The organism is Pseudohongiella sp., assembly GCF_011050365.1.
GTDB lineage: Bacteria > Pseudomonadota > Gammaproteobacteria > Pseudomonadales > Pseudohongiellaceae > Pseudohongiella.
In genome coordinates, this window is record NZ_DRFV01000017.1 from 193,645 (window position 1) to 218,784 (window position 25,140).

A 25,140-nucleotide genomic window follows, 5' to 3' on the forward strand; every position below is an offset into this window, starting at 1 on the left:
ATGCAACTGAGCAAAATTCTTAGCCCCGAACGCACCGTCTGTGATATGCCCGGGGTCAGCAAAAAACGCTTTCTGACTACAATCAGTGAGCATATTGCGACGAGTACCGGCAGCCTGTCAGCGGACGCGATCTATACAGCCCTGCTGGCGCGCGAACAATTGGGCAGCACCGGCATCGGCAATGGCATTGCCATCCCGCACTGCCGCGTGCAGGAATGCACGCAGATCATAGGCACACTGGTCAAGCTGGACGAAGGTATCGACTTTGACGCCATCGATTCGCAGCAGGTCGATTTGCTGTTCGTGCTGATCGTGCCGGCAGAGGAAACCGATGAACACCTGCGCGTCCTGAGCGGGCTGGCGCGACTGTTCCATCAGGAGGCATTTTGCCAGGCTCTGCGTGACGCCGGCAGCAGCAATGAGCTTTACCAGACCGCCATCCGGTTCAGCGAACAGACAGAAAGCTGATAACAGGCTTTAATCGGCACCATCCGTACCGGCATATCTGCTCCGGGAAAAACAGACTGATACCCAGACTCAACTGAGACAGGCGGGCAATTGTGAGACTCCTGATCGTTAGCGGCCGCTCCGGTTCCGGCAAAAGCACCGCGCTCAACATGCTGGAAGATCATGGCTATTATTGTATCGACAATTTGCCAGCCAGCCTGTTGCCGGCGTTTATCAGCCGAATCTCTACGGAAACGGTGGCATTGCCCTGGGTCGCAGTCAGCATTGACGCGCGCAACATCCCTGATGACCTGAAAAAGGTACCGCAGATAATTGTTGAGTTACAGACGTCGAAAATAGATACGGAAATTATCTTCCTTGATGCCAACAGCCCGACGCTGATCAAGCGCTTCAGTGAGAGCAGACGCAAACATCCGTTAACCACTGAGACCATCGGGTTGCGCGAGGCAATCAACAAAGAGCGCGAGATGCTCGAGCCCATCGCGGCACTGGCAGGCCTGTCGATTGACACCAGCACCATGTCAGTTCATGAACTGCGCGCCACGGTACGTGCTCGTGTGGTAGAGAAAAAGGACAGCTCGCTGGCTCTGATGTTTGAATCGTTCGGCTTCAAGAATGGCGTGCCCATTGATGCCGATTTTGTGTTTGATGCCCGCAGCCTGCCGAATCCTTATTGGGACCCGGCGCTGCGCCCATTAAACGGACTTGACGAACAGGTCAGTCAGTATTTGTCGACCCAGGACGACGTCATCGCCATGCAGACTGACATATTCCAGTTTCTGGAAAAATGGCTGCCCCGGATAGAGCGCAGCAATCGCAGCTATCTGACTGTCGCTATTGGCTGCACCGGTGGACAACACAGGTCTGTGTATTTGTGTGAACAACTTAAAAAGGCGTTTTCGGGCCGCATCAGTAATCTGCAGGTCATGCACCGGGAACTCGCACGCAAGGAGGCTTCCCGTCAGCCATGATCGAATCCACTATCACGATTTGCAACAAAGCAGGATTGCATGCGCGTGCCGCCGCACGGCTGGTCGGAACCGCATCCCAGTTCGACAGCAGTGTTCGAATAGGTACTGAAAAACTGGTCGATGGCAAAAGCATTCTGTCATTGATGATGCTGGCGGCCAGCAAAGGCACTGTGCTTACTATCGTTGTCGATGGCAACGATGAGTCCGAGGCGCTGCGCGCGATACAGGAACTGGTAGACAACCGCTTTGAAGAAGGCGAATAAAGGTACAGGCACTGACATGAAAGATAACCGGTTGAACCTGGATGAACAGTCCGGACATGACGACAACGCTGAAGACGGCGAGGAAAGCAAAACCCAGCGCAAGAAGCGCATGACCGAGCTGCAGAAAATGGGTGAAGACCTGTTGAGCCTCAACAAAAAACAGCTGGAACAGATAGATGTTCCCGAACCTTTGCTGGGCGCCTTGCGCGAGTATCAGCGCCTGCCTAACCGCAACGAAGCCAAGCGGCGCCAGCTACAGTTCATCGGCAAACTGATGCGCGGCAGTGACCACGAAAGCATTCGCGCGGCACTGGAAAAGTTACGCACACCGGATCGCCAGGAGATCCGCAGGGGCCAGGATATCGAACATTGGGGCACCCGCCTGCTCGACGGCGGTGAAGATGAAATCCAGGCTTTTATCGAAACCTGGCCCAGCGCCGAACGGCAGACCCTGCGGCAACTGCTGCGTCGATACAGCCAGGTAGCCACCACAGCCAGCGAAGTCGAGGAAGAAAAAACCAGCGAGGCGGCAAAGATCCAGCGCCGGCGGCTGCTCGATTACATCAAGACCTGTATTGACTGATTCGCGCCCTCTCCACTCAGCCCTCTCCACTCAGTCCAGGCACTCAGTCCTTGACTCCGGTCCTGCTCAGAAACGTCCAGCGCAGCGCATAATCGTCAATCATGTCTGCCACGCGCTCACTGCTACCATGACCCCGGCCCGGCGTTACTGCCAGCAGCGCGTCGGCCGGCGCGGATGACAACTTTGCCTGCAATGCCTGCACATACTTGAAACTGTGCGCCGGTGCGACCACCGTGTCATTGGCGCGCGTAACCAGCAACGCAGGTGGATGCGCGTCAGGCCCGGGCTCAGCTGATAGCAACATTTGATACGGCGACGATGTTGCACCGTGATATTCCTGCTGCCAGAACCCGGCCCCACCCAGAGCGTCAAGTCGCATCAAATCGAACACGGCCGCGTCCGTTACCAGGGCGGAGAACAGGTCCGGGGCCCGAAGCACAACTTCGGCCGCCAGCAGTCCGCCATGGCTGCGGCCACTGACGGCCAGCCTGCCATTGTCAGTCAGTCGCTCATCGCGCAACCAGCCCGCTACCGCCAACACATCAGCAATACTGTTAACTCTGCGCTCGCCACTGCCGTCCACATGCCAGCTCGCGCCGTAGTCGCCGCCGCCCCGGGGCCCGGCGATGGCGAGAGCGCCGCCGTTGGCTACCCATACCAGGCGACTGATCGAGAACGAGGTTTCCATGGGCGAGGCAAATCCTCCGTAAACCTCCAGTAACATGAGGTCGTCATCACCGCCGCGCATAGCACCCGAACTGGTCACCCAGACCGGAACCCGGACGCCATCACGGGTGTCCACCCGAAACAGAGAAGCACGCAGGTCACTCAATGGCACATCTGGCTGGTCGCTGGTAAGGATTGTTTGCTGACCATTGCGCAGATCAACAAGCACGCTTCGCGGCGGCGTCAGCATACCGCTGAAGGACACCAGTAACTCATGCTCACCGGCTGCCCGCAAGGCTTCGATCCTCACCGGCGCCGGCAGGACCAGCGCATCATTGTCGCCGGCGGAGCGGCCATCAAGATCAACGACTTGCAACGTTGAACTGCCATGCACCAGATACTCCAGCACCAATTTCTCACCAAGCACCAATGCAGACAGCAGAGGGACTTCCGACTCGGGGATCAGGGTCCGCGACTGCCGAGTATCAGCCAGCATGATGGCACCAGTACCGCGCACACCCCGGGCAAGGAATGCAGGCACACCACCGATGTCGCCGACAAATTGTGCGGCATGGCGATCGGCTGTACGGGTCGGTTGCAGAGACAGTCGGCTTGCCCGCGCCGGCGCATCAATTGTTGCCTTGTCCGGCTCGATAACAGCCCAGCGGCGGGTGTTGCTGTCGCCGACACCGGACGCTTGATCAGCCACTGCAATCAGTAAGCCGCTGTCACTGACATGCAATTGTTCAATATGACGCGAGGCCGCCTCGAGGTAGATCAGCTCGGCAGCTGGTATGGACCCATTGACCCGCCAGGCATACACCCGGGACTGCCAGTCAGACCCGGTGAGGGTATCTGGCGCTGCCATCGGACCCGTAACCGGGGGTGCCGATACCGTGAAAAACACACGGCCACTATCACGCCCCCATGCCAGTTGCTCCGCCGGCAGGGTCCATACCTTATGCTCAACACTCAACAACAGCGGCGCTGCAGTCGTGTCTGCTAACGACTGCAGATACCACAGACTTTGCTGGTTGCCGGACGGCATCCACCGGTTGACCTGATAGGCCAGCCACTGCGCATCCGGACTGATCGAAATGGCACCCGGATTGGTGTTGTCGGCAAAAGTATCGTTGCCCAGCAATCGCCGCGCGCGGCCAACCGGCGCCAGACCACGGGCACGGTCTGCAATGAACGCCGGATACGACTGCTGATACAAGCTATAGTGGTCCTCAAGACCCGGGTTGAAATAAAAGAATACCTGATCACGCTGAATGGCGGCGACCATCCATTTGGGGTGATCCCACGCGGCATGCAGCTGTTCCCGGAACCGGTGATAGTTCGGCTGTTGCTGTTGCCAGTTTTGCGTAGACTGCGCCTGTTGCTGAAGCCAGGCTTGCACCCGGGGACTGCTCGCCGGCGACTCCAGCCAGCGGTGCGGATCAGTGTCGGTTACCGTGACCGGAGCATGCGTGCAGCCTGCCAGCAAACCCAGCATCAGCATCAACAACAGGCGGCCCCGGATTCGCATGCGCACCGACCGCACCTAACCGGCTTTGAACAAGGCCAGCAGACTTTCCCGTAACCAGCGATGAGAAGGGTCGCTGTCGGATTGTCGATGCCAGTATAAATGCAGATCCAACGGCGGCACTTCAAACGGCAGCGGTCGCAACGTCAGATTATACTGGGACGCCAGAAAGCGCGGCACCGTCAACACCTGATCAGTGCCACTGACCACCTCCGCTGCTACCCGATAGTGCTGCACCCGTAATTGAATTCGGCGTTCGGCTTTATGTTTGAGCAAGGCCATATCCACTTGACCCAGACCTTTACGACGGCTGGATACATGAATGTGGCGCAAGTTCAGATACGCCTCCAGAGTCAACTCCTGGTCGGCCAGCGGATGTCCTGGACGCATGGCACAAACGTAGTGATCACTGATCAGTGACTGATGCGACACCTGCGTGTCCTCAATCAGCGGCACATCAATGGCAAAGTCCAGCTCTCCCCGCGACAGGTGACGGACCAGCTCATGGCGCTTGGTGTAATAACTCTGCAGCACCAGGTGGGGCGCATTGATTTCGAAGAACGGAAACAGCCGCGGCAAAATGATCGCTTCGGCGAGATCTGTCATGCTGAAATGATAGGTCCGGTCTGCCGAATCCGGGCTGAACTCCTCACGCTCCAGTACGCTGGCGTTCAACAGCCCCAGGGCCGCCGACACATTTTGCGCAATGCCATCAGCGACCGGTGTTGGCAGCATGCCTTTTGAGGTCCGCACAAACAATTCATCGTTGAACACACGTCGCAGTCGCGACAGCGCATTGCTAACCGCCGGTTGCGTAATTGCCAGCGATTTAGCCGCCTGCGTCAGATTACGCTCGGTATAGATGGTATCGAAGACCAGAAAAAGATTGAGATCGATTTTCTTCAGAACGGCCTACCTTTCGCCCAAGACGTTGTTTCTGTAAATTTCATGGCGAGAGTCAACACAGATGTGTTTTCCAATGACGTTTTCTTCCATGTCCTATTTGTTTCATGAATAATAGCTAAAATACTGGATAATACAAATCAATAGCCGGAAATTTTTATATGAGTCAGCTCTACCTCGTGCGGCACGGCCAGGCCTCCTTTGGCGCCGCCAATTACGATCAGCTTTCACCGTTGGGTTATCAGCAAGCCCAGTGGCTGGGCGAACATTGTCGGGAACTGGGTATTCGGTTTGACCGGGTTGTTTCCGGCAGTCTTTCGCGGCAGCAGCAGACCGCGCAAGCCATTCTGGCCGGCAATGATCAGGACCTGCCACTGAATATTGATGCCGGTTTTAATGAATTTGACTTTCATGGCCTGGCCGCCATTTATTGCCGGTTCAGCGATATTCCACTGCCGGGGACAGACAACGGGGGGCGGGAATTTTTCCAGATGCTGCGCAAAGCCATGACAGCCTGGTCACGCGGCGAGCTGCATGCAGCGGGTCAGGCGTCGGACAACCCGACGCTGGAAACCTGGGAACAGTTTCACGACCGGGTTCATCACGCGCTGCAGCAACTTGTTGCCCGGGAAAAGGACGAAACGGTGCTTGCGGTCAGCTCGGGCGGCGCCATGGCCATGGCGTTAAGCCAGGTGCTGCACTGCGGTGTCGACACACTGATAAACCTGAACATGCAAACTCGCAATACCGGCGTGCATCACCTGTTCTACAACCAGCGCGGATTTCAACTGGCGGGCTTTAACTCTCTGGCGCACCTGCAGAGACCGGAACGCCTCAACGCCCTTAGCTACACATAACCGCAGACCTGCCAAGCAATCACCATCAAGAAGAGCCAACCTGATTATGTCATCACATCAAAGCAGCACAAACAGCGAACAGCAAAATACGGCGTTGCATACATGGCTGGCACAAACGTTGCCGGATTACACCGGCCACTTCCATCTGGAGAAATTTGCCGCCGGACAATCGAACCCGAGCTTTCTGCTCGACCTGGGTTACAACAAATACGTGCTGCGCCGCAAACCGGCCGGCGAGCTACTGGCTTCCGCGCACGCCGTGGATCGCGAATTCAGACTGATCAGCGCTCTGCAGCACACGGACGTGGCGGTGCCCACACCCATCGCCCTGTGCGAAGACAACAACGTTATTGGCAGCATGTTCTACCTGATGAGTTATGAGGACGGCGACATCCTTTGGGACCCCGCTTTGCCGGAAGTGACGGCGGCAGAGCGTCCGACATACTACCAGGCACTGGTGGAATCGCTGGCCCGGCTGCACCGCGTGGATTACCACGCAGTGGGCCTGGGCGACTTCGGACGACCGGGCAATTACTACGAGCGCCAGCTGTCGCGCTGGGCCAAGCAATACCAGGCCTCCGCAACCTCTGAGCTGCCGCAAATGGATGCACTGATTCAGTGGCTACAGGCTCACCTGCCGGAGGACGACGGCCAATGCAGCATTATTCATGGGGACTACCGGCTGGACAATGTCATCTTCTATCGCGGTGAAGCCAGAATACGCGCGGTGCTGGACTGGGAGCTGGCAACACTGGGGCACCCCATGGCAGATCTGGCCTATTACTGCATGGCCCTGCGCCTGCCGCGCAATGGTGAAATAAAAGGCCTCATGGGAGAGGATCTGACAGCGCTCAATATTCCTGACGAAAACACCATCATCAGGCACTACTGCACGGCACGCGGAATTGAAGCTCCAGAACACTGGACGTTCTATCTGGCATTCAGCTTTTTCCGGCTGGCTGCCATTTTGCAGGGAGTATACAAGCGCGGCCTGGACGGCAATGCATCCAGTGACAAGGCTATTCGCATGGGGCGTCTGGTCGCGCCACTGGCGGCGCAGGGGCTCAGGACAACGCTGGAAGAATAGCTGCACCGCTCTGCTATGCACTCTCTGTGATTAGTGCTAATATCGAAAAAAACCAATAAAAACCGAGGGTAAGGCATGCGCGACGAACACGCACGAGCATACTGGAAAGCCAATGTCAGGATACTGACCATCCTGATGAGCATCTGGTTCTTCATTTCATTTGTCTGCGGCATACTGCTGGCAGACTTTCTCGATAACTTCCGTTTCGCCGGCTTCAAACTTGGTTTCTGGATCGCCCAGCAGGGCTCCATTTATGTTTTTGTCATCCTGATTCTGGTGTACCTGGTTTTGATGGACCGGCTTGATGCCCAGTACACACGAAACAAAAAGACCGGAAACCACATCGACAGCGACAGTAACAACGCGGATCAGAAACACCCGCCGGAGGGACAGGCATGAGTGTTCAGATCTGGACCTACATATTTGTTTTCCTTTCCTTCAGTCTTTATATCGGCATCGCCATCTGGTCGCGGGCCGGCTCCACCAATGACTTCTATGTCGCCGGCGGCGGCGTCCACCCGCTCGCCAACGGCATGGCAACTGCCGCCGACTGGATGTCTGCCGCCTCATTCATCTCAATGGCCGGACTGATCTCCTTTCTGGGCCGTGATGGTGCTTTTTATCTGATGGGCTGGACCGGCGGTTATGTCTTACTGGCCTTGTTGCTGGCCCCCTACCTGCGAAAATTTGGTAAATTTACCGTACCGGATTTCATCGGCGATCGTTACTATTCCAACAGTGCCCGACTGGTCGCTATTTTCTGCGCCATTTCTGTATCGTTCGTTTATGTTTGTGGACAAATGCAGGGAGCAGGCATCGTTTTTTCCCGCTTCCTGGAAGTCGACATCACCACCGGCGTCATCATCGGCATGACCATCGTTTTTTTCTACGCGGTCATGGGTGGCATGAAAGGCATTACCTATACTCAGGTGGCCCAGTACTGTGTGCTCATCTTTGCCTACCTGGTACCGGCCATTTTTATCTCATTGATGATGACCGGCAACCCCATTCCGCAGCTTGGTTTTGGCTCTGAACTCACCCCGGAATACGGCGGCGGCTACCTGCTGGACCGGCTCGACAATCTGAGTCTGGATCTGGGTTTTGCGGCCTACACGGAAGGCCTGCGACCGACTCAGGATGTGTTTTTCATCACCGCGGCGCTGATGTTTGGTACTGCCGGCCTGCCCCATGTCATCATCCGTTTCTTCACCGTGCCCAGTGTGCGCGATGCACGCAAATCAGCAGCCTATGCCCTGGTTTTTATTGCCATCCTGTATACCACGGCACCGGCAGTGGCAGCGTTTGCCAAAACCAATTTGCTGAATACCGTGGATAACGCCACCTATGAAGAGCTGCCAGGCTGGTTCGGCACCTGGGAAACAACCCAGCTGATCCAGTTTGACGACCGCAACGATGACGGCATGGTGCAGTATTCGGGTGATCCGGCGGTCAACGAGTTGACAGTGAACCGGGACATTATGGTGTTGGCCAACCCTGAAATTGCCGGTCTGCCCAACTGGGTGGTGGCGCTGGTGGCCGCCGGCGCTCTCGCGGCCGCTTTATCCACCGCGGCCGGTTTGTTACTGGTGATATCGACGGCGGTGTCCCACGACCTGCTCAAACGCAGTCTGATGCCGGGCATCACCGAAAAGCAGGAGCTTCTGTACGCGCGGCTGTCCATTTTCGTCGCCATCCTGATTGCCGGCTATTTTGGCATCAATCCACCCGGCTTTGTCGCTGAAGTGGTTGCCTTCGCCTTCGGCCTTGCCGCCGCGTCATTCTTCCCTGCTATTGTGCTGGGCATCTTCTATCGGCGCATGAACCGGCAGGGTGCCATCTCTGGCATGCTGGCAGGTTTCTTCTTCACCGCGGCGTACATTGTCTACTTCAAGTTCATTGCGCCGGAAACCAGCAACGCCGAACACTGGTGGTTTGGCATTTCACCTGAAGGTATTGGCACCCTGGGCACCTTCGTTAATACCGTGGTTGCGCTGACGGTCAATCGTTTTTACCCGGCACCGCCACAAGACGTACAGGACATGGTTGAGGAAATTCGCCTGCCTAACTGAGTCAGTCATCGCTAACACTGATGGTCGGTGCGGAAACCCTGGCAGCCTCCAACTCGGCCACATTGGCGACCAGACGGCGGGCCAACGCATGATACGCGCTGGCCACGGCGCCATCGGGCTGAGACAACAGAATGGGTCTGCCGGCATCGGTATGCTCACGTATGGAGAGATCCAGCGGCAGGGAGCCGATCACATAGACACCGTAATCGTTTGCCAGTTGTTCGCCACCGCCCTCGCCGAAAATGGCCTCTGCATGCCCACACTGTGAACATATGTGTACCCCCATATTTTCCACCACACCCAGCAATGGCACATTGACCTTGCGAAACATTTCAATGCCCTTGCGGGCATCCAGCAGCGCCACATCCTGAGGTGTGGTCACGATGACGGCACCGGTCAGACTGACCGACTGCGTCAGGCTAAGCTGTATATCCCCGGTTCCCGGTGGCATGTCAATCAGCAGATAATCCAGTTCTGACCACAGGGTGAATTTCAACATCTGATTGAATGCGCCCACAATCATCGGCGCTCGCCACACCATCGCTGTACTGCCATCAACCAGGTATCCCATGGAGTTGGTTTCCAGACCACAAGCCATAATCGGCTGCATGTATTTCTTGTCAATAATCTCCGGCCGGGTGCCGGCACCTACGCCCAGCATCATCGGCTGACTGGGGCCGTAGATATCCGCATCCAGCAGCCCCACCTTGAAGCCCTGCTGCTGCAACGCCACCGCAAGATTGACAGCGGTTGTTGATTTGCCAACACCGCCTTTGCCGGAAGCGATACAAATGATGTGCTTGATTCGGGACAAATTATCCACGTTGTCTGAACTCCTGATAACTATCAATCCGGTCTTGTGGAGCGTCGTTAGCCGCCCGGCCAGGCCAACCTGAAAGCAGCCATGCTGAACAATTGAAACTTGATCTCGGGCCTTAATCCATGTTCTATTAAGGTCTTGATAATCCTGACTGCATTAATGGATCCCCACATCATGTCTGAATATCGTATCCCGAACCTGCTGACAAGATTGGCGCCTGTCGCCAGCAGCACGTCCTGGCGTCTGGCCGGGCTGGGATTACTGGGCTGCCTGTTCGCACCATTAACCACACTGGCGCAATCCATCGACCCGTTGACAGCAGCTCAGGAGCGCTTTGAAAGTCCGGTTAAATATGCGATCTATTCCGCCGCCTGGCATCTTAACAGCAACGCCGGCTTGCGTGTTGTGGCACAGAACCAAAGTGAGTCAGCCATTAAGCTGGAGAGCATCCTGTTTCGGGACGAGACCGGTACGCAGACTGACGCAAAACTGCAACTGGACATGGTCGTGCCGGCGCAGGCGTGGGCTGAAGTCGAGTTACCCTACCAGGATCTGTTGTCCGGCAATGACTGCGTTAACCGCACCATGGAAGATGACTGGAAACTGGTTGAAATCTCCAACTACACACTCAACCCGTCTGTCCGCGGACTGATCATCGAAAACACACGCTCTTTTCGCATATATCAGTGTGTCCGCAACGTTCAGACCGTCTGGTACAACCCTGAAGACGGCACTGAGCGCTCGCAAAATCAGTGGCTGATGTATCACTTCGAACGCCTGCCACTGGACTGACGTTGCATTTCGTCTTGATTGAGATGGGCAGGCTGAGTAATGCTGACCGCACCGCCGGCGTCAGTTGCCCAACTGCCGCGCCTCCCGAACCAGCGTATTCTTGCGCGTCTCGAGCTCGGAAATCAGCGATTTTTGCAAAGGCTCAACAGTCTGCCCCTGCGCGTCCAGATTTTCATATTTGAGTTGTTCGCTGGCCAGCATCTGCAAAAGCTCCTCGGCTGCAGTGATGGCTTCCGCCAGTTTCGCATTGGCCTGCTCCCGCCGCTGAATACGCGCATCCGCATCGGCAATCTGCTGTTCCAGCGCCGCGATGCGCTCTGCCTGCTCACGTTGCATGCGTGCTCGCTCCGCAGCTTCCTGCTGGCTTTGCAGTGCTGCTGCCTGTCGCGCCCGGGCGGCTGCTTCACGTTCGGCCTCCGCGCGAGCCTCAGCCAGCTCAGCGCGCTCTCTTTCCACCCGCGCAAGCTCCTCCCGCATTTCACGCTCTGATTCCTCAGCTGCCAGTCTGGCTGCTTCGGCCTGTTGCGCGCGCTCTGCCATGGCCCTGGCTTCAGCCACTGCGGCTTCCTGCTGCGCCAGTAGCGCCTCCTGTTCGGCCCGCTGTCCTGCACAAGCAGACAGCGCCAGCAGCAGCACCAGGCCACTGAAGCGTATTGGTCTAATTAAGGAGTTATTCATCAGCCTACCCTTGAAAATCATTGAATCCAACGCTTACTTTATAATGAGTGAGGTCACGCTGACCAGTGCCACACGACGAATCGTGGCAAAACCATCGATTTCCTGGCCCGAACCGGCACTGACACTGAAAATTCACCGCCAATTACTTTATAATCGACCTCTCTTAAGCTGACCTTTGGCACCGACTGCCAACTTCCGCCAGACCTTCAGGCCTTGCTATATGACGGACCTACGTAACCGGCAACCGCACATTCGGATACCACGCATCCGACGCCTGCTGGTATGGCTGTTGGCGCTGACCCTGTTAGCGGTGCTGTTGCTTGCCCTGAGCACGGTCAGCTTGCGCCCGGCAGTACCGGCATCGGCAGCGCTGTCGAGCACCGATATCCGCCGGATCGAACAAATCATCGTTGACAATAGTCCTGTCCGGTTCAGCAGCCGGGGCGAGCGCCAGCTAAGCCTGGACGCCGGAGAGCTGAACCTGTTGACCGCCTTTGTCATGGCCAACGTGCCCCGGACTCAGGATGTCACGGCCCGCTTCAGTCTGGAGGACGATACCGCGCAGGCGTGGGTGAGTATTCCGCAACAGCTCGGACCGCTGACGCTGTACCTGAATCTTCATGCACGTTTCGCGCAGGATCAGGGTCGGGCGCGACTGATATCACTGCATGCCGGCTTTCTGCCGGTGCCCCGCCGCATCATGCGTGGTGCCGAAAACCTGGTGGGTGACCGACTTGAGACTGCCAGCGTCGCGAGTCAGGAGCTGGCTGAATTGCGCCATGGCATCAGTTCAGTCGAACTCCGTGACGACCTGCTGCACCTGACCCTGCAATGGAAACCCGAGGCGCTGGAGCAGCTGCGCGCTCAGGCGCGACAAATTTTCATGAGCGAGGATGATCGTCAGCGCCTGTTAAGTTACTACATCTATATCGGCGACATCGCCCGCGAGGTAGCACAACAGGGGCGTACGGTGTCAATGCAGGCTTTTCTGCCGGACCTGTTTGCCCGCGCCAGTGAGCGCTCGGCAGACAGCAGTGCGATAGCGGAAAACCGCAGCCTGTTGCAGGCGCTGTCCCTGTACGTTAACAACCTGAGCATTGGCGAGTTGCTTGATGGCATTCCTGATGACAGTGTTTTTTCACCTCCGGCCTTGCGCGTGACACTGTATCAACGCCAGGATCTGGGGCGGCATTTTACCAGTGCTGCGGCCATAGCCGCATCGGCCGGTGCTGGCATAGCCGAAGTACTGGCCAACAGCAAAGAAGTGTATGATGCCCGCTACACAAGCGGTTTCAGCTTCAGTGACATGACCGCAAATGTCGCCGGCCTGGCCCTGGGCGAGACGGCCACGCGGACCGAAGCGCAGGCGCGTGCGCTACAATTACGACTGCGCGATGTCAGCGCCGAATCCGGGTACATGCCAGCGCCGGACACTGAAGGTGACGGGATGACGGAAGAGGCTTTTATCGAACGCTATCGCGACCGTAACAGCCCGACCTACCTGGCACGATTGCGCAGCATTGAAGCAAAGGTCGCTGAACTGCCACTGTACGCTGCGCCAGAACCGTCGACACCCTAAATTTTTAACGCCCAGTGCCGGACCTGTTGCGACAGTTCCTCAGGAAAATCAAAGCAGATGAACAACGACAACGACCAGGGGTTTATCACCCGCAACTTGCACGCCGACCGCGCCGACAAACCCGAGCACGGCGTGTTGCACAAACCCATCCATACCTCGGTGGCATACACCTATGACGATGCCCGCGACCTGGCCGCGGTGTTTCAGGGCAAAATGGCCGGATACAACTACGGACGCCAACAGAACCCTACCGTCAACGCACTGCAGACGCGCATTACCAAAATGGAGCAGGGCATCACCAGCACCGCGTTTGCCACCGGCATGGCTGCCATCGGATCCACACTGTTCGCTTTACTGCGCGCCGGTGATCACATGATTGCCAGTGCATTCCTGTTCGGCAACACCAACAGTCTCTTCAACTCGTTCCGCAATTTTGGCATCGAAGTCAGCTTTGTTGATACCACCTCGGCCGATGCAGTTGCAGCTGCCATTCAGGGCAACACCCGCCTGGTCTTCACCGAAACCATCGCCAACCCGGTTACTCAGGTTGCCGACCTGGCAGGCATTGGTCAGCTTTGCCAGCAACACGGCCTGATCTATCTGGTCGACAACACCATGACCTCACCCTGGCTGTTCCGCCCGGTCAGCGTCGGCGCCAGTTTTGTTATCAACTCGCTGACCAAGACCATTGGCGGCCATGGCAATGCTCTGGGTGGCATGCTTACCGATACCGGCCTGTTCGACTGGAGTCGGTACGACAACATTTTTGACACCTATCGCAAGGGCGACGTTAAGCTCTGGGGTACTACCCAGGTGCGTAAAAAGGGTCTGCGGGATTTCGGCGCGACATTGGGTCCGGAAGCTGCCCACCATCTGGCGGTTGGCTCCGAGACCCTGCCCCTGCGTATGGACCGGGCATGCGACAATGCACAGAAACTGGCCGAGTTCTGCGATAGCCACCCACGCATCCGGAAGGTGTATTACCCGGGACTGTCACATCACCCGCAACATGAGCGCGCCAGGTCTCTCTTCAAAAAGACCGGCTCCATCATGAGCATCGATCTGGCGCACGACATTGACTGTTTTGACTTCCTGAACAGACTGCAGTGCGTTATCGCTTCCAGCAATCTGGGCGATACCCGGACACTGGCGATTCCGGTTGCCCACACCATATTTTTCGAAATGGGAGCCGAGCGTCGGGCTTCCATGGGTATTGGCGACAACATGATCCGGCTGTCAGTCGGCATCGAAGACATTGATGACCTGTTGCATGACTTCAGTCAGGCGCTGGCCTGAGTATCGGGGGGACAAACAAAGCAATGATTACCCTGTGTCACCAGAACGAGATCGAGGAAGGCCGGGCCAAAGGCTTCGAAGTCACTGGCAAATACCTGTTCGCAGTAAAAAAGGACGGCCGGGTCTACGTCTATTATAACTACTGCCCGCACCTGGGCACGCCGCTGGAATGGCTGGAAGACCAGTTCATGGATCCGGACGGCAACTTCATTCAGTGCGCCACCCATGGCGCACTGTTTGTGGTTGAGGACGGCCAGTGCATTTCCGGTCCGTGCCGGGGCAAGTCTCTGAAAACCATCCCCCATGAAAGCGGCAACGGTTTTATCATGGTCAACGAAAATGATGTCGCCCTGCTTGGCAGAATCTGAACAGGATCAGGCTTAATCAAGCGCCCGCTGCAGTCGCTGCACCGCCAGCTCAAGTCTTGGCATGGCGCTGGTGAAGGCGAAGCGGACATAGCTGTTGGCGTCATGGTCACCGAAATCGGTGCCCGGTGTCACCGCAACCCCGTGTTCCTCCAGTAACATGCGGCAAAACGCCTCGCTGTCATCGGCGAAGCGCTCAATGCCCGCGTAGCAGTAAAACGCACCATCGGCCTGCCAGGGCAAGGAAAACCCGATCGACCGCAGGGCGTCACAGAGAAAGTCACGACGCTGCCGAAAAGCGTCCCGACGCTGTTCCAGCACGGCAATGACGTCGTCATCAAATGCCCGCAAAGCGGCGTGCTGTGCCGGCGTGGGCGCGGCGATAAACAGATTCTGCGCCAAAATATTGGCCGTCGCTGCCAGCGCCTGAGGCACGACCAGCCAGCCAACACGCCAACCGGTCATGCCAAAGTATTTCGAGAAGCTGTTTACCACCAGGTTTTCCGGATTGCATTTCAGGGCTGACGGCAGGTTACCCATGGCGCGTGTGGCTGACGGGTTCTCTGCATAATCCAGGCCCTGGTAAATCTCGTCCATGAGCAGGTGCACGCGACGTTTTGCCGCCCAATCGCTGAGCGCCTGCATCTCCGTTTCATGAATCACGGCACCGGTCGGATTGGCAGGTGATGCCAGCCACAGACCTTTGACAGTAGGGTTATAGGCGCTATCGAGCTGAGCCAGTGAGGGCGCCGGCCGACCCGGAGAAGCCGGCGGAATCAATGCGGCCCTGGCACCAACCAGATGCACATAGTTCCGATTGCAGGGATAGGAAGGGTCCGGCATCAGTACCGTATCACCTGAATTCAGCAACAGGTTGGACGCCAGCACCAGTGCGCCGCTGGCACCGGGGGTCACCAGAATACGGGACGGATCAACAGTAACGCCGTGATGACCGGCATAAAATTCAGCGATGCGCTCACGCAAGGCCGGTAGCCCCGCCGCCGGTGTATAGGCCGTATGGCCACCCTGCAGCGCCTTGACACCGGCCGTGACAATTTGCGGCGCCGTGGCAAAATCCGGTTCTCCGACCTCAAGGTGCACGATATCGCCACCAGCCGTCTCGAGCTGTCGGGCACGTTCAAGGACATCCATGACGCGAAACGGGTTAACCAGCCGGGCTCTGTCTGCTGCAACCGGAGTGAAATCTGACATGCGTTTTATAACTGACATAATTGGTCTGCATAATGCCCCGTCGGCCGTGAATAGCAAGGGCGTTCCCAGGAGCGGCGAACATAGCATTTTTTGTAGCCTGCGCGCTAATAATCTGGTAGCCTTCTGCGCTTGCCGTATTGGACCCGCCTGCACCGGAGTGTGTAGTGCCCGATTCGGCTATACTTCTGTTGGCAAGCGCGCAGGATCGCGCTACTGTTGAGAGTACAATTCTGATCACCCTGCTCTGCCCGCCGGATCCTTTTACCGGCATGCCGGTATCAGGGACAAAGTGTCAGAATTCTGGAAAACCCGCGAGGGTATGAGGCCTGGTTCACCATGTCCAAGAAAGAAACACCTGTTGTCAGCTCGTCGGTATTAAAGAACTTCACTCCCTATAAAGTCAAAAAGGGAGAGGAGTACATGAACGAGAACCAGAGAGAACATTTCAAGATGATTCTGCGCCAGTGGCGCAATCAGTTAATGGAAGAGGTCGACCGTACAGTCCATCATTTGCAGGATGACGCGGCCAATTACCCCGACCCGGCCGATCGTGCCACCCAGGAAGAAGAATTTAGTCTGGAGCTGCGGACCCGCGATCGTGAACGCAAACTGATCAAAAAAATCGACTCCACGATCGAAAAAATAGCCCAGGACGATTACGGATTCTGTGAGTCCTGTGGTATCGAAATCGGCATTCGTCGCCTTGAAGCCCGTCCAACAGCAGACAAGTGCATTGACTGCAAAACGCTGGACGAAATTCGCGAGAAGCAGTGGGGCGCCTGATCCTCCTCTGATGACTGCCGCCAGCGACCACATCATTGGCCGGTTCGCCCCGTCACCCAGCGGGGCCCTTCACTTTGGTTCCCTGCTCGCCGCACTGGCGAGCTTCCTGGACATCCGTTCGCGCGGCGGTCAATGGCTGTTGCGCATGGAAGATCTTGACCCTGCCCGCGAACCCGCCGGCGCTGCCGATCAGATTCTGCTTACCCTGGAAGACCTTGCCCTGACCTGGGACGGGCCGGTGCTGTATCAAAGCCAACGGCTGCATGCTTATGAAACTGCACTGACTGAACTCACCGGGCACGACCTGACCTACCCTTGTGATTGCTCACGCCAACGGGTCAGAGCGCTGGGTGGCGTGTACGACAATTTTTGTCGCTCACGCGACACATCCCCGACCGGCAGCAGTGCGATCCGCTTAAAACTACCGGACCAGGAATGCGCGTTTGACGATCGCATTCAGGGCCGGTATTCCCAGAATCTGCGTCACGGCTGCGGCGACTTCGTGCTGCGTCGCCGTGACGGGCTGATGGCCTACCAGCTGGCCGTGGTGGTCGATGATGAGTGGCAGGGCGTGACTGATGTTTTGCGCGGCCATGATCTGCTGGACTCCACTCCCCGGCAGATTGCCCTGCAACAGGCATTGGGATATCAGCAACCGGCATACGCCCATATTCCCGTGGCAACCAATCATCGTGGACAGAAATTGAGCAAACAGCATTTTGCCCGCCCCTTGCAGCGCGACAGCGCCAGCACATATCTTTTCGAAGCACTGATGTTTCTGCGCCAGCAACCACCGGCAGAACTGCGTCGGGCGCCGCCCGCCGAGCAGGTGGCATGGGCGATTCCAAACTGGGATATACAGCGCGTACCCAAGTTAGCTACTATTCCCGTCAATTCTTCGTTCAGCTGACAACAACGACCATGTACATACCACCATCAACACTGATCTTTTTGGTTTTCACCTATCTACTGTTTCTGTTCAGTGTCGACTGGGCACTGGATGTGGATGGCGCCTGGTATCGACCGTTTGTGATCTGTTTTGCCGTCATCGCACTGGCCGCCTGGGCCTACCGGGAACAGAACGCCGATGAGCTTTGAACTCAGCACCCTGTTTGCCATCGGGATCGGCTATCTCGCCATCCTGTTTGGCATCGCCTTTATTACTGAAAAGGGCTGGATTCCCGAGAGAATTGTCCGTCATCCTGTGGTGTATGTATTGTCGCTGGGTGTTTTCGCCAGTGTCTGGTCCTATTTTGCCGCCACCGGCAATGCATTCCGGGACGGCTTTGGTTATCTGGCACCGTTTATCGGAATTTCACTGGCGTTTCTGCTTTCCCCCATCTTCCTGCGCCCGATTCTGAACCTGACCAAAACCTACCAGCTCAGCTCCCTGGCCGACCTGCTGGCATTTCGCTACCGCAGCCCGTGGGCGGGTACCCTGACCACGCTGGTGATGATGATGGGTGTAATGCCACTGTTGTCCCTGCAAATCCAGGCCGTTGCCAATATTGTCGGCCTGCTTTCGCCCGACGCATCACAAACCACATTGGCATTGAGTTTTTGTATTCTGATCACACTGTTCGCCATCTTTTTTGGTACCGGCAAAGGCTCTGGCCGGGAACGTCACGAAGGCCTGGTCATGACAATTGCCTTCGAATCGCTGGTCAAGCTGGTTGCCCTGTTGCTGGTCGGTGGTTTTGCCGTGTACACCGGCTTTGGCAGCATGGACGCCATGGATCAGTGGCTACGGGAGCAGCCGGAGCTGCTGCAACAACTGAAAGAACCGGCGCCGCCGGGCACCTTCCAGGTCATGGTGCTGGTTTTTTTCACCGCCGCGGTCGCCACCCCGCAAATGTTTTACATGACTTTTCATGAAAACAACCATCCACGGGCGCTGACCATCGCCAGCTGGGGTTTGCCGCTGTACTTCCTGCTGCTCAGCCTGCCAGTACTGCCCATCCTGTGGGCCGGACTCAAAGCCGGTAGCGCCAATCCCATGGAATATTTCACCGTCACACTGGGCATGGACTACGGCTCGGAGCTGTTCACGCTGATCGGCTTTGTTGGCGGTCTGTCTGCCGCCAGCGGCCTGATAATTGTCATCACTCTGGCGCTGTCCACCATGTGCCTGAACCACCTGATACTGCCGGTATGGCAGCCCACCGCCAAGCAGGACATTTACCGCTGGCTGTTGTGGAAACGGCGCCTGTTGATTACCGCGCTGATCTGGGGCGGATTTCTGTTCTATTACATGCCGAGCGACGACCAGAGCATTCGGGCAGTCAGCAACATCGGGCTGATCGGCAGCCTGCAATTCCTGCCCGCCATTATTGCACTGCTGTACTGGCCACGTGGCAACAAGAAAGGGTTTATGGCCGGACTGGCAGTTGGCACTGCCATCTGGGTCATATTCCTGGTGCTGCCGGTCATCGCCAGCACCAATCTGGTCACACTGGGCAATATGGACACGCGCGGCATTGTGGCACTGTCACTGGTGTGCAATGTCGCCATGTTCATGCTGGTGTCGGTGATGACGCGCAGCTCCAAGGAAGAGCGCATTTCGGCTGACATCTGCTCCGTTGACAATCTGCGCCGCCAACGGCGCGCCGGATTAAGAGCCGCATCACCGGAAGAATTCATCACTCAGCTCACCAAACCGCTGGGCGAGCGCACCGCCACCCGCGAAGTCGTGCAGGCCTTGCGCGATCTTAATATGGAGCGACAGGACACGCGCCCCCACTCTTTGCGGCTGTTGCGCAGCCGCCTGGAGGCCAATCTTTCCGGCCTGCTGGGACCCGCCATAGCGCATGATCTGATAGACCGGTTTCTGCCATTCTCCTCCAACAGCGAACCGGGCACCACGGATGTCACGACCATTGAGAGCCGCATCGAAGCCTACCGCAGCAACCTGTCCGGCATGGCCGCGGACCTGGACAACCTGCGACGTTATCACCGGCAGATTCTGATGGAACTGCCGCTGGGCGTGTGCTCGCTAGGCCCCGAAGACCAGATCGTGATGTGGAATCACGCCATGGAGACCCTGACCGGCCTCAACAGCGACGAGGCCGTGGGCCTGCACATCAGCGAAATCGGCCAACCCTGGTACAGCCTGATCAACAACTTTCGCAGCGCCGAATCAGCACATCTGCACAAGCAGGCCGTGACGGTTCAGGGCAGTAAGCGTTATATCAGTCTGCACAAGGCCGTTATCGAGAAGTCCGCCAGTTTGCGCATCCGTCAGGACGGCGTCATTGTATTGCTGGAGGACCTTACCGAAACCGAATTGCTGGAAGAGGAGCTGGCGCACAGTGAGCGACTGGCGTCCATTGGCCGGCTGGCGGCCGGTGTCGCCCACGAGATAGGCAATCCAATCACCGGCATCGCCTGCCTGGCGCAGAATATTCGCGACGAAACGCAAAATGATGAGCTGCGCACCATGGCGCGACAGATCATCGAGCAGACTGACCGGACATCAAGGATCGTGCAGTCGCTGGTCAATTTTGCGCACAGCGGCAGTCACAATAAAACCGAGCGTCGCCGGGAAGTGGTCAGTATCGCTGAAAGCATTGATGAAGCGATCACCCTGGTCTCCCTGAATAAAAAAGGCAAAGAAATACGTTTCGATATCCAGTGTGCTGCCGATGCCCGCCTGCTGGGAGATTCACAGCAACTGTTGCAGATCCTGGTCAACCTCATTAATAACGCCCGCGATGCCAGTCCGCCGGACAGCACCATCAAAATTGAATGCGAGCGTATCGCAGCATCTGTGCAGGTCAGCGTCAGCGATGAAGGCACGGGCATCCCCGACGATCTCAAGGATCGGGTTTTTGAGCCATTTTTCACCACCAAGGAACCCGGGGACGGCACCGGACTGGGTCTTGCCCTGGTCTACAGCCTGGTTGAAAACCTCGACGGACATATTGATATAATGAAGGCATCACAGCGCCAGGACTACCCCGGAACACGAGTAATCCTGAGTTTTCCCTGTTATGATGAAAACACGCTTGAAGGCTGATTTAATCATTCCGGCCTCCAGTAATTGAGTACACACATGACTGCACAGCACAAAGTTCTGGTTGTAGAGGATGAACAGGTAATCCGCACCGCACTTCGCCGGTTGCTGGAGCGCCACGAGTATCAGGTCAGCGAAGCCGGCTCCGTGAAAGAGGCGCTTGAGCAACTGGGCGACAAACAGTTTGATATCGTCATCAGTGACCTGAGGCTGCCTGGCGCACCCGGTACCGACCTGATCAAGGCGACCCGGACACCGGTGCTGATCATGACCAGTTACTCCAGCCTGCGCTCGGCAATCGACTCCATGAAAATGGGAGCCGTTGACTACATTCCCAAACCGTTTGAACACGAGGAAATGCTGCAGGCTGTTGCCCGCATCATCAAGGAAAACGCCGACCGGCAACCCGCCGCCAAGTCGCACGAGCCTCCGCCTGAACCGCCCGTGCCGGGCATGATCGGCAGCTGTCCGCAAATGATGGAACTGTTCCGCCGTATCCGAAAAGTCGCACAAACCAACTCCACTGTGTTGATCAATGGAGAGTCGGGCACCGGCAAGGAACTGGTCGCCCGTGCGATTCATCGATTGAGTGATCGGCACGAGTCGGAAATGATTTCCGTCAATTGTGCGGCAATCCCGGAAAACCTGATTGAATCGGAGCTTTTCGGGCATGAAAAAGGCGCTTTCACCGGCGCCACCGCGAACCGCACCGGACTCGTTGAAGCCGCCAGCGGGAGCACGCTGTTTCTGGATGAAATCGGTGAATTGCCGCTTGAGGCCCAGGCGCGTTTGCTGAGAGTTCTGCAGGAAAGCGAAATACGCAAGGTAGGCTCGGTACAATCACGCAAGGTGGATGTGCGCCTGGTGGTTGCAACCCACCGGGACCTCAAACAACTGGTTATTGATGGTGAATTCCGCGAAGACCTGTACTACCGGATCAACGTTATGGCCTTGCTGCTGCCGCCACTGAAAGAGCGCGGTAACGATATTCTGGAGCTAGCTGACGCCATACTGGTGCGGACCTGCAAACGCCTGAAGTCCCCCATGCTGCGCTTTACCGAGGAGGCCACGCAGGCGATCTCGACCTACCCCTGGCCGGGCAATGTCAGAGAGCTTGAGAACGCAATCGAGCGGGCCGTGGTGCTGGCTGAAAATGAAGATATCGGTACCGAATTGCTGGCAATCGACCTGAGTGGCAGCAAACGTGCCATTCGCTCACTGCTGGAGCGCACCATAGATGCGTCGGATACCGGTGACGAGGGCGACGCTGCGGAAGAGCTCTCGCTGGAAGACTATTTCCAGAAATTTGTGCTGGAGCATCAGGACCAGATGAATGAAACCCAACTTGCGAAAAAGCTGGGCATCAGCCGCAAATGTCTTTGGGAGCGACGTCAGCGTTTCGGCCTCCCCCGCAAAAAGAAACAGGCCTAGAAACCCCCGAACAAAAACTGTTACCGATACCCATCTACCCACGGCACAAGAGAAATTTGGTAACACTTTGTGTGGCTCAAGCCACATGACAAACCCCTTCAAATAACCAACATACTGTTTTTAAAAATCTTTTTATTTATGGCACGCTTCCTGCTCTATATACCGCAATAACAATAAAAACAGACAACAATAATAACGCTTGATAACAATAAAAATGGCATCCTGAATGGGTGCAAAATAACAACAACAATAATCAAAATGGGCAAGTAGGCATGGGTCGGCAAGTTGCTGATTGCTACTGGTACTGTTTAGAGCTCAGGCATTAAATTTGGTGCCCCCTGAACAACAACAAAAAGAAATAATAATAAAAATAATCAAATACCTTCCTTGCGGGGGGGTCGAGTCACCCCCCAGAGCATTTCTCTCTGCAAATCCCTGCAAATCTCTGCAAAGCTCTGCCACTTCAGTGTATTATTAGGTCTTATGCCATTGTCTTCACGACAGCGGTGCCGAATGCTATGTGAACGGATACAGAATATCTGATGTTAAAAAAGCTTACCCGACTGCTTTTCGGCAAAACCAGCAAGGTTGACGCTGAACCTGCCAAGCCAGCGGCTCCTGTCAAGCCTGCCGATGCCCGTAACAGCGGCCAGGCAAGCAGATCAAGACAGCCCCGGAAAACCACACAACAGTCAGGCCGCCACCGCCAGTCATCCGATCCGCGCGACGACCTGCGTCGAATGAACCTCGATATCGACGTCAACAAGGTTACCGTTGTCCCCCGCGAAAAACACAATATCTCGCGCAAGGACATTTCTGCCAGCGCTCTGAAAGTCCTGTACCGGCTCAACGACGCCGGTTTCCAGGCATTTCTGGTGGGCGGCGGCGTGCGGGACCTGCTGCTTGACGGCCACCCCAAGGACTTTGATATTTCAACCAATGCCACGCCTGAGGAAGTGCGAGATCTGTTCCGCAACTCCCGTGTCATTGGCCGCCGTTTCAAGATTGTCCATGTGCGCTACGGCCGGGAAATTATTGAGGTAACAACGTTTCGCGCGCACCATGAAATAGAAACCGAGGTCACTGAGGGAGAATCGCGCAAACACATCAAGCACCTTGATTCTGCGCACTCCAGCACTGGCATGATTTTACGCGACAACGTTTACGGCAATATCGCCGAAGATGCTGTGCGTCGTGACTTCACGGTGAATGCCCTGTATTACACAACAAACCAGTTCATGATTCTGGATTTTGTTAACGGCCTGCCCGACATAGAACAACGCCTGATCCGCATGATCGGTGATCCGGAAACCCGCTACCGCGAAGACCCGGTTCGAATCCTGCGCGCGATCAGACTGGCAGCCAAACTCGATTTCGGCATTGAGCAGCACACCGAAGAACCCATCCCGCGTCTGGCAACGCTGCTGGAATCGATTTCTTCCGCCCGCCTGTTCGATGAAACCGTCAAACTGTTTACCAATGGCAGCGCAGAGAAAACCTTTGCCCTGCTCCGTCAGTACAAGGTCGCTGACTATTTGTTCCGGCCAACGCTGGAATGTCTGCAGGATGACGACAATGATATCGACAGCAAGCTGTTAACACTGGCGCTGCGCAATACCGATAATCGCCTGGCCGACGGCAAGTCAGTTACCCCCGCTTTTCTGTACGCCGCTCTGTTGTGGCCACCGCTGCAGGATGCCATTCGCCAGGACTGTGGCAACAAGGTGCCGACACTGGGCGTGTTGCAGGAATGTGCCGGTGACGTCATTGTTGAGCAACTGAAATACACCGCCATTCCCAAGCGCTTCACGGCAATGATGCGGGAGATCTGGGAGCTGCAGTTGCGCCTGAGCCCGCGCAACCGGCGCAGCGTTGAGATCGCGTTCACGCACCCCCGCTTCCGCGCGGCATACGACTTCCTGTTATTGCGCGAGGCAGCCGGTGAGCAGCTCAACGGCCTGGGTGATTGGTGGACCCGCTTTCAGCAGGTGGATAGCGACGCCCAGAATGCGATGATCGATGCCCTGCAAGGTCCCAAGACACCGCGCAAACGTCGGCGTAAACCACGCAAACCGGAGTCAACTGACTGATGGCACGCATACCGCACTATATCGCCGTCGAAGGTCCCATAGGTGTCGGCAAAACCAGCCTGGCCAAACGTCTGGCCGAGACTTTCAATTACGACATCGTGCTGGAGAAACCCGAGGACAATCCCTTTCTCGAACGCTTCTATCGCAACCCGAAACAACATGCGCTGGCAACCCAGCTTTTTTTCCTGTTCCAGCGCGCACAGCAATTGCAGGAACTGAAACAGGACGACCTGTTCGAGCCGGTCAGGATCGCCGACTTTCTGATCGACAAGGACATGCTGTTTGCCCGTCAGAATCTGGACCCGGATGAGTTTCTGCTGTATCAGAATGTGTATCAACACCTGACCATAGACGCCCCGGTTCCGGAACTGGTCATATACCTGCAGGCGCCTACGCAGGTCCTGCTGCAACGCATACAGAAGCGCGGCATTGCTGCCGAGCAAACCATTGAAGCCGATTACCTGAGCCGACTGAATGACGCTTATACCTCGTTCTTCCACTACTATGACCGCTCTCCACTGTTGATCGTCAACAGTACCGATCTGGATCTGGTCAGTCATGATGAAGACTACCGGCAACTGGTCAACCAGATCATGACTGCGCCTCAGGGAACGCACTACTTCAACCCCAAACCGACCTTGCTGTGACATCATCTGTCACGCTAAGCTGGCACTCAGGAGGCGGCTT

General features: G+C 56.5%; 24 protein-coding genes. 19 read left to right on the forward strand and 5 right to left on the reverse strand.

The window, feature by feature from the left end; translation table 11 throughout:
• The 4 genes from ptsN (at position 1) to yjgA (ending at position 2,285) form a co-directional block, all read left to right on the forward strand.
• Positions 1-468: a PTS IIA-like nitrogen regulatory protein PtsN gene (gene ptsN / locus ENH71_RS15500; RefSeq protein WP_294131105.1), complete on the forward strand. Its 468-nt coding sequence runs from the start codon at positions 1-3 to the stop codon at positions 466-468.
• A gap of 92 nt (positions 469-560) precedes the next feature.
• Positions 561-1,439: an RNase adapter RapZ gene (gene rapZ, locus ENH71_RS15505; protein ID WP_294131103.1), complete on the forward strand. Its 879-nt coding sequence runs from the start codon at positions 561-563 to the stop codon at positions 1,437-1,439.
• Positions 1,436-1,702, forward strand: a complete 267-nt coding sequence (locus tag ENH71_RS15510) for an HPr family phosphocarrier protein (RefSeq protein ID WP_294131101.1) — start codon at positions 1,436-1,438, stop codon at positions 1,700-1,702. Before rapZ ends, ENH71_RS15510 begins: the two co-directional genes overlap by 4 nt.
• A 16-nt stretch (positions 1,703-1,718) precedes the next feature.
• Positions 1,719-2,285, forward strand: a complete 567-nt coding sequence (yjgA, locus tag ENH71_RS15515) for a ribosome biogenesis factor YjgA (RefSeq protein WP_294131097.1) — start codon at positions 1,719-1,721, stop codon at positions 2,283-2,285.
• A gap of 43 nt (positions 2,286-2,328) precedes the next feature.
• On the opposite strand, the gene ENH71_RS15520 is transcribed toward yjgA, so the two are convergent.
• Together ENH71_RS15520 and ENH71_RS15525 are read right to left on the reverse strand one after the other, a co-directional pair.
• Positions 2,329-4,482, reverse strand: a complete 2,154-nt coding sequence (locus ENH71_RS15520) for a prolyl oligopeptidase family serine peptidase (RefSeq protein WP_294131094.1) — start codon at positions 4,480-4,482, stop codon at positions 2,329-2,331.
• A gap of 15 nt (positions 4,483-4,497) precedes the next feature.
• Positions 4,498-5,385 (reverse strand): LysR family transcriptional regulator, encoded by an 888-nt coding sequence (locus ENH71_RS15525; protein ID WP_294131180.1) that lies wholly within the window; start codon positions 5,383-5,385, stop codon positions 4,498-4,500.
• Positions 5,386-5,543: 158 nt separating this feature from the next.
• Here ENH71_RS15525 and ENH71_RS15530 point away from each other — a divergent pair, with 158 nt between their 5' ends.
• The 4 genes from ENH71_RS15530 to ENH71_RS15545 all read left to right on the forward strand — a co-directional run bounded on the left by ENH71_RS15530 (position 5,544) and on the right by ENH71_RS15545 (position 9,395).
• Positions 5,544-6,239, forward strand: coding sequence for a histidine phosphatase family protein (locus tag ENH71_RS15530; protein WP_294131091.1), 696 nt, complete (start codon positions 5,544-5,546; stop codon positions 6,237-6,239).
• 46 nt (positions 6,240-6,285) lie between these two features.
• Positions 6,286-7,326, forward strand: a complete 1,041-nt coding sequence (locus ENH71_RS15535) for a phosphotransferase family protein (RefSeq protein ID WP_294131088.1) — start codon at positions 6,286-6,288, stop codon at positions 7,324-7,326.
• Between the two features lie 75 nt (positions 7,327-7,401).
• The gene (locus ENH71_RS15540; protein WP_317622354.1) at positions 7,402-7,725 is read left to right on the forward strand and encodes a DUF4212 domain-containing protein; all 324 of its coding nucleotides are present in this window, start codon (positions 7,402-7,404) and stop codon (positions 7,723-7,725) included.
• Complete coding sequence (locus ENH71_RS15545) at positions 7,722-9,395, forward strand: sodium:solute symporter family protein (RefSeq protein ID WP_294131082.1); 1,674 nt, start codon at positions 7,722-7,724, stop codon at positions 9,393-9,395. Before ENH71_RS15540 ends, ENH71_RS15545 begins: the two co-directional genes overlap by 4 nt.
• A 1-nt stretch (position 9,396) precedes the next feature.
• Here ENH71_RS15545 and apbC read toward each other — a convergent pair whose 3' ends face one another.
• Complete coding sequence (gene apbC, locus ENH71_RS15550) at positions 9,397-10,245, reverse strand: iron-sulfur cluster carrier protein ApbC (RefSeq protein ID WP_317622353.1); 849 nt, start codon at positions 10,243-10,245, stop codon at positions 9,397-9,399.
• A gap of 144 nt (positions 10,246-10,389) precedes the next feature.
• Between apbC and ENH71_RS15555 the strand changes: the two genes are divergently transcribed.
• A complete protein-coding gene (locus tag ENH71_RS15555) occupies positions 10,390-11,007 on the forward strand; it encodes a hypothetical protein (RefSeq protein WP_294131079.1) in 618 nt (205 codons plus the stop codon).
• Between the two features lie 60 nt (positions 11,008-11,067).
• Here ENH71_RS15555 and ENH71_RS15560 read toward each other — a convergent pair whose 3' ends face one another.
• Positions 11,068-11,685, reverse strand: a complete 618-nt coding sequence (locus tag ENH71_RS15560; protein ID WP_294131075.1) for a hypothetical protein — start codon at positions 11,683-11,685, stop codon at positions 11,068-11,070.
• Between the two features lie 220 nt (positions 11,686-11,905).
• Between ENH71_RS15560 and ENH71_RS15565 the strand changes: the two genes are divergently transcribed.
• The 3 genes from ENH71_RS15565 to ENH71_RS15575 are packed head-to-tail and all read left to right on the forward strand — an operon-like array spanning position 11,906 to position 14,928.
• Positions 11,906-13,264 (forward strand): hypothetical protein, encoded by a 1,359-nt coding sequence (locus ENH71_RS15565; RefSeq protein ID WP_294131073.1) that lies wholly within the window; start codon positions 11,906-11,908, stop codon positions 13,262-13,264.
• A 57-nt stretch (positions 13,265-13,321) separates the two neighbouring features.
• Positions 13,322-14,560 carry a cystathionine gamma-synthase family protein gene (locus ENH71_RS15570; protein ID WP_294131070.1) on the forward strand — a complete coding sequence of 413 codons (1,239 nt, stop codon included), beginning with the start codon at positions 13,322-13,324 and terminating at the stop codon, positions 14,558-14,560.
• Between the two features lie 23 nt (positions 14,561-14,583).
• A complete protein-coding gene (locus ENH71_RS15575) occupies positions 14,584-14,928 on the forward strand; it encodes a Rieske (2Fe-2S) protein (RefSeq protein ID WP_294131067.1) in 345 nt (114 codons plus the stop codon).
• Between the two features lie 12 nt (positions 14,929-14,940).
• Here ENH71_RS15575 and ENH71_RS15580 read toward each other — a convergent pair whose 3' ends face one another.
• Positions 14,941-16,155 (reverse strand): aminotransferase class I/II-fold pyridoxal phosphate-dependent enzyme, encoded by a 1,215-nt coding sequence (locus ENH71_RS15580; protein WP_294131065.1) that lies wholly within the window; start codon positions 16,153-16,155, stop codon positions 14,941-14,943.
• A 318-nt stretch (positions 16,156-16,473) separates the two neighbouring features.
• Here ENH71_RS15580 and dksA point away from each other — a divergent pair, with 318 nt between their 5' ends.
• The 7 genes from dksA to ENH71_RS15615 all read left to right on the forward strand — a co-directional run bounded on the left by dksA (position 16,474) and on the right by ENH71_RS15615 (position 25,100).
• Positions 16,474-16,920 carry an RNA polymerase-binding protein DksA gene (gene dksA, locus ENH71_RS15585; RefSeq protein ID WP_294131063.1) on the forward strand — a complete coding sequence of 149 codons (447 nt, stop codon included), beginning with the start codon at positions 16,474-16,476 and terminating at the stop codon, positions 16,918-16,920.
• 10 nt (positions 16,921-16,930) lie between these two features.
• Positions 16,931-17,830: a tRNA glutamyl-Q(34) synthetase GluQRS gene (gene gluQRS / locus ENH71_RS15590; protein ID WP_294137927.1), complete on the forward strand. Its 900-nt coding sequence runs from the start codon at positions 16,931-16,933 to the stop codon at positions 17,828-17,830.
• Between the two features lie 11 nt (positions 17,831-17,841).
• Positions 17,842-18,018, forward strand: coding sequence for a hypothetical protein (locus tag ENH71_RS15595; protein ID WP_294135454.1), 177 nt, complete (start codon positions 17,842-17,844; stop codon positions 18,016-18,018).
• Entirely contained in the window at positions 18,008-20,935 is a 2,928-nt protein-coding gene (locus ENH71_RS15600; RefSeq protein WP_294135452.1) for an ATP-binding protein, read from the forward strand. Before ENH71_RS15595 ends, ENH71_RS15600 begins: the two co-directional genes overlap by 11 nt.
• Positions 20,936-20,971: 36 nt before the next feature.
• Positions 20,972-22,363 (forward strand): sigma-54-dependent transcriptional regulator, encoded by a 1,392-nt coding sequence (locus tag ENH71_RS15605; RefSeq protein ID WP_294135450.1) that lies wholly within the window; start codon positions 20,972-20,974, stop codon positions 22,361-22,363.
• A gap of 542 nt (positions 22,364-22,905) precedes the next feature.
• Positions 22,906-24,453 (forward strand): polynucleotide adenylyltransferase PcnB, encoded by a 1,548-nt coding sequence (gene pcnB, locus ENH71_RS15610; protein WP_294135448.1) that lies wholly within the window; start codon positions 22,906-22,908, stop codon positions 24,451-24,453.
• Entirely contained in the window at positions 24,453-25,100 is a 648-nt protein-coding gene (locus ENH71_RS15615; RefSeq protein WP_294135446.1) for a deoxynucleoside kinase, read from the forward strand. The genes pcnB and ENH71_RS15615 overlap by 1 nt, the downstream gene beginning before the upstream one ends.
• The last annotated feature ends 40 nt before the right edge of the window (positions 25,101-25,140 follow it).